The 11,407-nt window shown below is 41.5% G+C and carries 10 protein-coding genes; 7 read left to right on the top strand and 3 right to left on the bottom strand.

Annotated features, from left to right (window positions below; translation table 11 throughout):
• The first annotated feature begins 13 nt into the window (after window positions 1-13).
• Together AC3E8G_RS04290 and AC3E8G_RS04285 are read left to right on the top strand one after the other, a co-directional pair.
• A complete protein-coding gene (locus AC3E8G_RS04290; protein WP_048717592.1) occupies window positions 14-682 on the top strand; it encodes a fructose-6-phosphate aldolase in 669 nt (222 codons plus the stop codon).
• 14 nt (window positions 683-696) lie between these two features.
• On the top strand, window positions 697-1,788 hold the full coding sequence (locus AC3E8G_RS04285) for a glycerol dehydrogenase (RefSeq protein WP_048788743.1): 1,092 nt from the start codon (window positions 697-699) through the stop codon (window positions 1,786-1,788).
• Window positions 1,789-1,859: 71 nt separating this feature from the next.
• Here the strand turns inward: AC3E8G_RS04285 and AC3E8G_RS04280 are convergent, their stop codons facing one another.
• Entirely contained in the window at window positions 1,860-3,182 is a 1,323-nt protein-coding gene (locus AC3E8G_RS04280; RefSeq protein ID WP_313964735.1) for a DUF1958 domain-containing protein, read from the bottom strand.
• Window positions 3,183-3,352: 170 nt separating this feature from the next.
• Between AC3E8G_RS04280 and AC3E8G_RS04275 the strand changes: the two genes are divergently transcribed.
• The 5 genes from AC3E8G_RS04275 to AC3E8G_RS04255 all read left to right on the top strand — a co-directional run bounded on the left by AC3E8G_RS04275 (window position 3,353) and on the right by AC3E8G_RS04255 (window position 10,603).
• A complete protein-coding gene (locus AC3E8G_RS04275; RefSeq protein ID WP_313964736.1) occupies window positions 3,353-5,335 on the top strand; it encodes a peptide ABC transporter substrate-binding protein in 1,983 nt (660 codons plus the stop codon).
• Window positions 5,336-5,620: 285 nt separating this feature from the next.
• Entirely contained in the window at window positions 5,621-8,122 is a 2,502-nt protein-coding gene (gene leuS, locus AC3E8G_RS04270; RefSeq protein ID WP_490677107.1) for a leucine--tRNA ligase, read from the top strand.
• Between the two features lie 180 nt (window positions 8,123-8,302).
• Window positions 8,303-8,758, top strand: coding sequence for a MarR family winged helix-turn-helix transcriptional regulator (locus AC3E8G_RS04265; protein WP_313964738.1), 456 nt, complete (start codon window positions 8,303-8,305; stop codon window positions 8,756-8,758).
• A 57-nt stretch (window positions 8,759-8,815) separates the two neighbouring features.
• A complete protein-coding gene (locus tag AC3E8G_RS04260; RefSeq protein ID WP_313964739.1) occupies window positions 8,816-10,048 on the top strand; it encodes an acyl-CoA thioesterase/BAAT N-terminal domain-containing protein in 1,233 nt (410 codons plus the stop codon).
• Window positions 10,049-10,189: 141 nt separating this feature from the next.
• Window positions 10,190-10,603: a YjdF family protein gene (locus AC3E8G_RS04255; protein ID WP_313964740.1), complete on the top strand. Its 414-nt coding sequence runs from the start codon at window positions 10,190-10,192 to the stop codon at window positions 10,601-10,603.
• A 72-nt stretch (window positions 10,604-10,675) separates the two neighbouring features.
• Here the strand turns inward: AC3E8G_RS04255 and AC3E8G_RS04250 are convergent, their stop codons facing one another.
• Both AC3E8G_RS04250 and AC3E8G_RS04245 read right to left on the bottom strand, forming a co-directional pair.
• Window positions 10,676-10,888, bottom strand: coding sequence for a P-loop NTPase family protein (locus AC3E8G_RS04250; protein ID WP_313964741.1), 213 nt, complete (start codon window positions 10,886-10,888; stop codon window positions 10,676-10,678).
• Between the two features lie 297 nt (window positions 10,889-11,185).
• Window positions 11,186-11,374 (bottom strand): class IIb bacteriocin, lactobin A/cerein 7B family, encoded by a 189-nt coding sequence (locus AC3E8G_RS04245; RefSeq protein ID WP_048690331.1) that lies wholly within the window; start codon window positions 11,372-11,374, stop codon window positions 11,186-11,188.
• Window positions 11,375-11,407: the final 33 nt, after the last annotated feature.

Genomic DNA, 11,407 nt, shown 5'->3' with positions numbered 1-11,407 from the left:
AAGAGGTATGTATATGGAATTTATGCTTGATACTTTAAATTTAGATGAGATAAAAAAATGGGCACGAGTGTTACCCCTTGCTGGGGTAACTTCGAACCCAACAATTGCTAAAAAAGAAGGGGACATTGATTTTTTTGATCGTATCCATAAGGTGCGAGAAATCATTGGGGGCTCTCCTTCCATCCATGTTCAAGTTGTCGCAAAAGATTATGAAGGAATTTTGAAAGATGCGGCTAAAATTCGCGAACAATGCGATGAAAACACCTATATTAAAGTCCCAGTAACACCTGAAGGACTTGCTGCAATTAAAGTGTTAAAAGCAGAGGGTTACAAAATTACTGCAACAGCAATCTATACTGTTTTTCAAGGGCTGTTGGCGATTGAGGCAGGAGCCGACTATTTAGCACCTTATTACAATCGTATGGAAAACTTAAACATTGATTCAGCTCAGGTTATTTCTCAGTTAGCGAGTGCCATAGAGCGTGATCATTCATCAAGCAAAATTCTAGCAGCTTCCTTTAAAAATGTGGCTCAAGTTAATCGAGCATTTAAAGAAGGAACACAAGCAATTACGGCAGGGGCAGATGTCTTTGAAGCAGCTTTTGGAATGCCTTCTATTGCAAAAGCAGTAGATGACTTCGAGGCAGATTGGTCAGCCGTTCATCATAAGAATACAATTTGATAAAGGAGGAGTGTATGAGAAATTTTGCAAGTCCATCTCGTTACATTCAAGGGGAAAATGCTTTATTTGAAAATGCAAAACCAATTTTAGAACTGGGGAGTCATCCCGTTTTACTCTGTGATTCAGTGGTCTATGATATCGTAGGGGAACGTTTTGAAAAGTATCTCCTTCGGTATGGCTTTACAGTCTTGCCAGTATTCTTCAATGGTGAAGCTTCTGATAATGAAATCAATCGTGTGGTCAGTCTGGCAGAAGAGAATGGCTGTGACTTAGTCATCGGACTTGGCGGAGGAAAGACCATCGATAGTGCAAAAGCCATTGCCGATCTTCTAAAATCACCAGTTGTCATTGCTCCGACCATTGCCTCTACAGATGCTCCGGTTTCAGCCTTGTCAGTTATCTACACGGATGAAGGTGCCTTTGCTCGCTATATCTTCTATTCTAAAAACCCAGAATTGGTCTTGGTGGATAGCAAAGTCATCTCTCAAGCACCAAAACGTTTGCTCGCTTCTGGTATCGCAGATGGATTAGCGACTTGGGTTGAAGCGCGTGCAGTGATGCAAGCTAACGGAAAAACCATGCTAGGCAAACACCAAACTTTAGCTGGTGTCGCGATTGCGCAACGTTGTGAAGAAATCTTATTTGCTGATGGTCTCCAAGCCATGGCTGCTTGTGAAGCCAAAGTTGTAACTCCTGCATTAGAAAACATCATTGAAGCTAATACCCTTCTCAGTGGGATTGGGTTTGAAAGTGGTGGCTTGGCTGCAGCTCATGCCATCCATAATGGCTTTACGGCCCTCACTGGAGACATCCACCATTTGACTCACGGTGAAAAAGTTGCTTATGGAACTTTAGTTCAATTATTCTTGGAAAACCGTCCAAAAGAAGAATTGAACAAATACATTCGTTTCTATCAACAAATCGGTATGCCAACCACTCTAAAAGAAATGCATCTTGAAAATGCAAGCTACGAAGATCTTCTCAAGGTTGGCCAACAAGCAACCATTGAAGGAGAAACCATCCATCAAATGCCATTCAAGGTACAAGCATCTGATATTGCTCAAGCCATTGTAGCAGTAGATGCTTATGTCAAGTCTTTAGGATAAACAAAGATCGGTTATTTATATAGAACGCAAAACAAGAACTCCCATTGCCAACAGGCATGGGAGTTCTTGTTCTATTTTCTTCTTTTTGGATCGGTTTGTTTAAAGATCAGGTATAAGATTCCGGCTGGCAAGAAGCAGAAGAGCCACATGATATCTAGTCCCTTAGGTTTACTGCTAGAGTTTGTTGCTTTAGATTCACTCACGGCTATCCCTGCTTTAATACTTGGAGAAACCTGCTTCAAGCCGTTTTGGACGACTAGGCGGTTGCCTTCTAGTTTAATTGCTGGCTTCGTGCCTTTTTTAACGGTTGCATAGAAGTCTTGCTTCAAGTCTACGGTCTTTCCGTCGATTGTGTGTTGACCTGCAGAGAGGATCTTTTTATATTGGTAATCCGCAAACATTTTTTCGGCTAAGGTATTTCCGATTTGATTGCGGTAGCTTTCGGCGATCTCGACATCGTAGTTTCCAACGCCTAGGATGACTTCAATAATCCGCTGTTTCCCCCGTTTGGTTGTTGCGGTGTAGTTGTAGTCAGCAGTAGGGCTGGATCCAGTCTTGAGACCATCCGTTCCCTTGAGTTCAAACTTCCCGCCTTCTAACGAGGTATTGTAATTGTCATAGCTTTGCTCATACGGAGTGCCTGGCATGATAGTTGTGTGGGCCTGTTTGGTGTATTCCAGCATTTCCGGCAAGTCATTGACAATGTGATAGGCAAGGATAGACATGTCTCGCGCTGTAATCTCATTATTAGCGTTCAAATCGTGGTGCTGTGGATTGTAATAGCCCTGTAAGACGGAAATCATCGCCCCGTTCGGGTTATTCCATTTGGTATTTGTCATCCCCATTTCTTGCGCGTACTGATTCATTAGGTCCAAAAACTTATCGGGATCGTTGTCTGTGACAAGATTAGCTAGCATAATCACAGCAGCACTTGAAGATGGCACAAACAGCATCTTGAGCAATTCGGATACTTTATACTGGACGCCAGCAACGATCGGAGAATTGCTCAGAAGGTTATTTTCTGAGATGGCTTGGTCCGCTTCGGTAGCAGTGACAACGGTATCGTACGTGATCTTCCCTTCTTTGAGGGCTCGAAAAACCACGTAAGCACTCATGAGCTTGGCCATGCTTCCTGAGTCCCGGACCGTGTCGATATTGTCCCCGTATAGAATGGCTCCAGTATTGGCGTCGATGACGATGTCAGCCTTGGGCTTGTAAAAATCGTCCAATACCAGTCCAGCATCGGCTGCGATTTTCATGACATCTTCTTGCTGGTAGATGTCGTCCGCAAAGGCAGTAGAGATAGGGCCTAATGTCAAGACTCCTATAAGAAGGGACAAGAGGCTGTGTTTTAGTCGTTTGTGTAAATGTCTCCCATAATTCATAGATTCCATTATATCATACAGACCAGGGATCAAAACGGAAAAAATCTAGAAATAGAAGAAAGTGAAAAAAGAAAAAAGAAAGAAGAAAGAGAATAATTTCGCAGTAAAAGCGTTTACATTTTTCTACAAAGTGCTATAATTTAATATGAAGAATAACATTTTATACAGAGGTGATCCATATGAAAAAAGGGAAGCTACTCTTAGCCACCGGCGCTCTGCTCTTGTCTGTAAGCGCACTGGTAGCCTGCTCACAAGGAGGGAAATCTTCAAGTTCAGACAACCAGGTCTTTAGTTATGTCTATACGCAAGATCCGGATACTTTGGATTATTCACTCTCTAACAAGAAGTCAACCTCAGAATTTACAGGAAATGCTGTGGATGGCTTATTAGAAGTTGATAAATACGGCAACTTAATCCCATCTCTTGCTAAGGATTGGACTGTTTCAAAAGATGGTCTGACTTATACCTATAAACTTCGTAAAGGGGTTAAATGGGTGACCGCTGAAGGGGAAGAATTCGGAGAAGTTAAGGCCCAAGACTTTGTGACGGGGCTTCAGCACGCAGCGGACAAGAAATCTTCGGCCCTCTATCTCGTCCAACAATCTATCAAAGGGCTGGATGATTATGTCTCAGGGAAAACCAAAGACTTCTCAACAGTTGGTATCAAAGCTGTCGATGACTATACGGTTCAATATACCTTGAACCAACCAGAAAGTTTCTGGAATTCAAAAACCACCATGGGCATTTTGATGCCAGTCAATAAAGAATTCTTAGATTCTAAGGGAGATGGCTACGGTCAAGGCACGAACCCTTCTAGTATTCTTTATTGTGGCCCTTATTTGATCAAAGCCATCACATCTAAATCTGTTGTGACGCTTGAAAAGAACCCAACCTATTGGGATGCTGATAATGTAAAAATTTCTAAGGTTAAGCTGACCTATTATGATGGACAGGATTCAGAATCTTTGATCCGTGGATTTGATAACGGAGACTATACCATTGCTCGTGTCTTCCCAAATGGTTCTAACTATAAGAGTGTAGAGAAGAAACACAAAGATGACATCGTCTTCAGTGATCAAGGATCCTCTACTTATAACTTGTCCTTCAATATTGACCGTCAAGCTTATGAGATTACGACTAAAACTACGGATGTCCAAAAGAGCTCAACTAAGAAAGCAATCTTAAATAAAGACTTCCGTCAAGCCATTATGTTTGCGTTTAATCGCCAGTCTTATGTAGCGCAAGCCAATGGGGAAGCATCTGCAGACAAGGTCATCCGCAACACATTCACTCCTCCAAACTTTGTTCAAATTGATGGCAAAGATTTCGGTGAGTCTGTAGAGAAAAACTTAGAAGAATATGGTGATGAATGGAAAGGTGTTTCTGTCGAAGATGGAAAAGATACCCTTTACAATCCAACCAAGGCCAAGGAAGAGTTTGCTAAGGCTAAAGAAGCCCTTCAGGCCCAAGGAGTAGAGTTCCCGATTCATCTGGACCTCCCTGTTTCATCAACCTATACAGAAGGAGTCAAGCAAGCTCAATCCTTTAAACAGTCGATCGAATCTACCCTAGGAGCAGAAAATGTCGTCATCGACTTGAACATGGTATCTGAGGACGATCTTAATCGAGTGACCTACTTTGCTGAAAATGCTTCCCAACAAGACTGGGATTTGAACAACAACTTAGGTTGGGGACCAGACTATACTGATCCATCTTCTTACCTAGATATCACAAACTCTAAGAATGGTGAAAATGCCAATTCCTACTTTGGATTTGATGCGGGAACGAATAACGCAGCTGCTAAAGAAGCTGGTTTTGATGAATACGATCAACTGATCGAAGACGCGCACAATGAAACCAAAGATGTCAATGACCGCTATAAAAAATATGCTAAAGCTCAGGCTTGGTTGACTGATAGTGCCCTCTTGATTCCAATTCATTCAGATGGAGCTTCTCCAGGTGTTCGTAAGACAGTTCCATATACAGCTGCCTTTGCTTGGACAGGACACAAGGGTCAAACCTTCAACTACAAGTACTTGGAATTGCAAGACAAAGTCTTGAAAACCAAGGAGTACGATGAAGCGCGTGAACAATGGAAGAAAGAAAAAGAAGAATCCAATAAGAAAGCTCAAAAAGAACTAGAAAGTCACGTAGAGGACTAGGAGCTTTAAGAGCGATTGTATACTGAACAGGGAAGAGAGTGGGACAGAAATCGGTCATTCGTTAGAATTCGATTTCGCCGTCCCAACTCCGCACAGTTGAGTAGGGCTGTAAAAGCTGATGAAATCAGCGTAGTAGAGTCTACTCAACCACTGCGCCTTGTTCGACACTTCAAAGACAATTGAGAGGCTAGGACTTTTGTCCCAGCCTCTTTTTTGGTGGATAGAACCTTTAAAAATCCCCTAAAAATGGTATAATAGGAGCATCACGAAAATTGGAGAGACAGCATGAGTTTTTACAATCATAAAGAAATCGAGCCTAAGTGGCAAAAATACTGGGCTGACCATCACACGTTTAAGACAGGAACAGATGCTTCCAAGCCTAAGTTTTATGCGCTTGACATGTTCCCTTACCCATCTGGAGCGGGTCTTCACGTAGGACACCCAGAAGGTTACACAGCGACAGATATTCTCAGCCGTTTCAAACGTGCCCAAGGTTACAATGTCCTTCACCCAATGGGTTGGGATGCCTTTGGTTTGCCTGCAGAGCAATACGCTATGGATACAGGGAATGACCCAGCAGAATTTACAGCGGAAAATATTGCCAACTTCAAACGTCAAATCAACGCGCTTGGCTTCTCTTACGACTGGGACCGTGAAGTCAACACAACAGATCCAAACTACTACAAGTGGACGCAATGGATCTTCACCAAGCTTTACGAAAAAGGCTTAGCCTACGAAGCCGAAGTACCCGTAAACTGGGTGGAGGAACTCGGAACAGCTATCGCCAACGAAGAAGTCCTTCCGGATGGAACTTCTGAGCGTGGAGGTTATCCAGTTGTCCGTAAACCAATGCGCCAATGGATGCTTAAAATCACGGCCTATGCAGAGCGCTTGCTTAATGACTTGGATGACCTTGACTGGCCAGAGTCTATCAAGGACATGCAACGCAACTGGATCGGTAAATCAACGGGTGCTAATGTCACCTTCAAAGTGAAAGATACTGACAAGGAATTCACAGTCTTTACGACACGTCCGGATACCCTTTTCGGTGCGACCTTCACTGTTTTGGCGCCTGAGCATGAACTAGTAGATGCCATTACAAGCCCTGAACAAGCTGAGGCTGTGGCTGACTACAAACACCAAGCTAGTCTTAAATCAGACTTGGCTCGTACGGACCTTGCCAAGGAAAAAACAGGGGTTTGGACTGGAGCTTATGCTATCAACCCTGTTAACGGTAAAGAAATCCCAATCTGGATTGCCGACTACGTTTTGTCTAGTTATGGAACAGGTGCTGTTATGGCTGTGCCAGCCCATGACCAACGTGACTGGGAATTTGCTAAACAATTTGGCCTTCCAATCGTAGAAGTGCTGGAAGGTGGAAACGTAGCAGAAGCTGCCTACACAGAAGATGGCCTTCACGTCAACTCTGACTTCTTGAACGGGCTTAACAAAGAAGACGCGATTGCTAAAATTGTCGCTTGGTTGGAAGAAAAAGGCTGTGGTCAAGAGAAGGTGACTTACCGTCTCCGCGACTGGCTCTTTAGCCGTCAACGTTACTGGGGTGAACCAATCCCAATCATCCATTGGGAAGATGGGACTTCAACAGCCGTTCCAGAGAGTGAATTGCCACTTGTCTTGCCTGTAACCAAGGACATCCGCCCTTCAGGTACAGGGGAAAGTCCACTAGCTAACTTGACAGACTGGTTGGAAGTGACTCGTGAAGATGGCGTCAAAGGTCGTCGTGAAACCAACACCATGCCACAATGGGCAGGTTCAAGCTGGTACTACCTCCGCTATATCGATCCACACAACACTGAGAAATTGGCAGATGAGGACCTCCTCAAACAATGGTTGCCAGTCGATATCTACGTGGGTGGTGCAGAACACGCTGTGCTCCACTTGCTCTACGCTCGCTTCTGGCATAAATTCCTCTATGATATCGGTGTCGTTCCAACTAAGGAGCCATTCCAAAAACTCTTTAACCAAGGAATGATCTTGGGAACAAGCTACCGTGACCATCGTGGTGCTCTTGTAGCAACTGATAAGGTTGAAAAACGTGACGGTTCCTTCTTCCATGTGGAAACAGGGGAAGAATTGGAGCAGGCACCAGCCAAGATGTCTAAATCCCTCAAGAACGTGGTTAACCCAGACGATGTAGTGGAACAATACGGTGCCGATACCCTTCGTGTCTATGAAATGTTCATGGGACCACTCGATGCTTCGATCGCTTGGTCAGAAGAAGGTCTGGAAGGAAGCCGTAAATTCCTTGACCGTGTATACCGTTTGATTACAACCAAAGAAATCGTTGCGGAAAACAATGGTGCTCTTGATAAGGTCTATAACGAAACCGTTAAGGCTGTTACAGAGCAAATCGAGTCGATGAAATTCAACACAGCTATTGCCCAACTCATGGTCTTTGTCAACGCGGCTAACAAGGAAGACAAGCTCTATGTGGATTATGCCAAAGGCTTTATCCAATTGATTGCCCCATTTGCCCCTCACTTGGCAGAAGAACTCTGGCAAACTGTTGCAGCAACAGGTGAGTCTATCTCTTATGTAGCTTGGCCAACATGGGATGAAAGTAAATTGGTTGAAGACGAAATCGAAATCGTTGTCCAAATCAAAGGTAAAGTCCGTGCGAAATTGATGGTCGCTAAAGATCTTTCACGCGAAGAATTGCAAGAAGTCGCTCTGGCTGACGACAAAGTCAAAGCAGAGATTGACGGCAAGGAAATCGTGAAAGTGATTGCAGTACTAAATAAATTGGTTAACATTGTTGTAAAATAACCAATTTATTTGCTCATTCGCAACCTCAAACAGTTCCCCAAACTGTTTGAGCCAACTAAACTCGTTAATATTGTTGTGAAATAAGAATGAATCCTTCAGAGCTCCACTCTGGAGGATTTTTGACTCTTCTTGACAAGAAATTGATATTTTGTTAATATTGTTAACAAAAAGAAGGAAACCATGAATAAGAAAGAACTGCATAAGTTTAATAATCGTTTTAACAGCTTTGCTTTAGCTTTTGAACAGTTGAAAAAAGCTCAGCATAGGAACAGTATTGATAAATCAATCACTATTAATGAAGTCCATTTGATTGACCTAATAGGTCGGAATCAGCCTGTGAATCTAGTGAAATTATCTGAGTTACTTGAAGTATCAAGGAGTGCCGTTACTCAGAGTGTTAGGCGTTTAACCAAGAAAGACCTCGTTTCTTTTGAATTTGCACAGGATAATGAAAAAAATAAATATCTGAGCTTATCTAAAAAAGGGGTTGAAGTTTTTAACATCCATAAAGAGCAGCAAGAACATATTGAAAAAGCTATTTTTTCAGTTTTAAGAAACTATAGTGAGGAGGATCTTAAAATGGTTATGAAACTGATGGATGATATTGAACAGGTATGGCGAGAATTACCGTGGTAAATATCACGGTAATTTTAAAACCATATTGTTAATTATATTAACAAAAATGAGGAAGATATGAATATACAAATTGAACTTATCTCAACGTCTGAGTTAGCAGACGAATCTTTTAATATTGTCATCAATGACTTAAAACCAAGAGAAACATATCGAGTCGAAATGTTTCTATCTGATTATTATTGTATCAATGCTCCCATGTTTTTAGATCATGATGTTTTATGGAAATCAACAGCGACTTTTGTATCAGATAAGAATGGTATTATTAATATCTCACAAACTCCATCCTGTTCTGGCTCTTATGAAGGCATTTCAAAAATGGGACTATTTTTTAATGCCAAGCCCTTGACCAATAAGAGAAAGAAACTTCCAAACTTTCTTTCTAAAATTCCCTTATTAGATCATTTTTTTGTGGGAATCAAAATTATGCAAGGAAATACTGTCATTGCAGAGAGAACTTTCACAAGACATTACATGAGTTCGCAAATTAGTCATCAAGATATTTACGGGGAACATTTTCAAGGGAGACTCTTTTATGATAAAAAGGCAATGAAAACACCAGCATTGATTATTGTGAGCGGTAGTGAAGGAAGGATTGAAAAGGCACAGAATATAGCTCAGCTTCTCTCTTCTAGAGGTTATATTTGTCTAGCGATTGCCTACTTTGGTTTAGAGGGGTTGCCAAAACATTTGGAATGTATTCCTTTGGAGTGTCTTGTGGGGGCAAAGAATTTTCTACGTCAGCACCCTCAAGTAGATAGTGAAAGAATTGGAATCTATGGACGGTCTAAGGGAGCAGAGTTAGTTTTAGCTGAGGAGAGCATTTTTAATGACGTTCAATGCTTGGTACTAAATTCCCCCTCTGATGTGGTGTATGAAGGAATAAAAGGGAAGTGGAACTCTCATACTTCCTCTTGGACGCATTTGCAAAAAGAACTTCCCTATCAAAAGTTTCGATTTAGAGATTATCTGTTCAGTAAACTTTTTAGAAAAAATTTCCCTAAAGATTGCTCTGCTAGGATAGATATTGGTCAAATACATTCACCAACCTTATTGCTCGGAAGTACTGTTGATGAAATATGGGATGCTTCGTCAGCAATTGATGATATTGTCTCAGATTATAAAGGACGCCACATTACATTTAAAAAATATCATGAAACAGGTCACATGTTGACAGTGGCTTATCAACCAAATCACCGTTATCGAAAAGATTGGCGTTTATTGATGAGAGAGAGTAAGGATTCTTGGCTAGCTACGATTCATTTTTTTGATAGGCATTTGAAGAAGAAATAAAAATAGATTATAAATATGCTATAATAGTTCCAACTAAGATAAAAACACAGTTCTGGTTGGTAGTCCAGACGTAGGCAAGCCTATCAGTAACCTTCCTCCTTGGTTGTCCATTCTTAGGGATAGATTTAAGGAGGTGCTGTCGTGGAAACAATTTCAATTGGATTGACAGTTTATTTTGAAGATGGATTTTGGCATGGTTTGTTCGAACAAGTGTATCGAGAAACTTATCAAGTTTGTCGTGTGACATTTGGTAAGGAGCCAAAAGATGATGAAATTCTAGAGATTTTACAGACTCAGTTTACTCAATTATCTTTTAGTTCAGAAACTACAGTTAAGCAACATGTAAAAATCAAGAATCCTAAACGATTACAGCGAATGGTGAGGAAACAAGTAAAACAAAAAGTTTCTTCCAAGTCGAAAGAACTATTGCAGTTGCAGTATGAGGAAAGGAAAAAGATTTCAAAACATCAATCTAGTGTCCAAAAGCAATTGCTCAAACAAGAGAAATTTGAACGCAAACAGCAAAAACGAAGAGACAAGCATAAAGGACATTAACCCTTATCTCTTTCATCAAAAAAGCTTCGGTAGGAAGAACCCTACCGAGGCTTTTTAACATGACGAAAACGATTATTGAATATCTGGATGATGTTCCCAATCCGCTCGATCGTAGCTTCCAGTAATGGTGTGCTCTTCAGAAAAGAGCAGAACTCGTTCCACAATGGGAGCGATTTGCTCGAAATGGTGGGAGGAAATGACAATCGTTTTTCCTGCTGTTTTGAGTTCTTGGAGCAAGGAGACAATCAGCTTCTGGTATTTGGGGGAGAGGCCGTTAAGGCTCATCAAATAGCGACGATTTCAGCTAGGCCAACACCGCTCCGGGTGTTTTCTAATTCCTCAGTTGTTAAAAGTTGTAGATTATTCATTGCTTTTCTCCTTTCTGAGTTCTCTATATGCAATGCCTAGGATCCAAATAACAAGAATCCAAGAAAGTAAGTCACTCACTCCGTAAGTTTCAAAAGGAAGTGTGAGATAATGAAGGTCGTGTAGGATTTGTAGAACTGCTAAAAAGATCCTAGACAAAAGTAAAGTAGATATCGTGATGATGTGGAATATGCGTCTTTTTTTCATCGTTCTTACCTATGGACGGTTGGCTAGATATCCTAGACCTGCTCCAGCAGCAAAAACGAGTCCGATACTACTGACAGCAGTTGCAGCAATTTTCCATGTAGCTACCCCTGCAATGACAGCTGGGATAAATCCACCTTGAATAGAGGCTAGTTCATGATCTGATAGTATGTCATCAGAATGAATAGAAATTGTGTTCATCTATCTTCTCCTTTCTTTGAAGAAAATTGTTTC

This window comes from Streptococcus sp. SCPM-O-B-15294 (M123), assembly GCF_058200455.1.
Note: the sequence above shows the minus strand (reverse complement) of the source record. Positions and strands in the feature narration are given on the sequence as shown.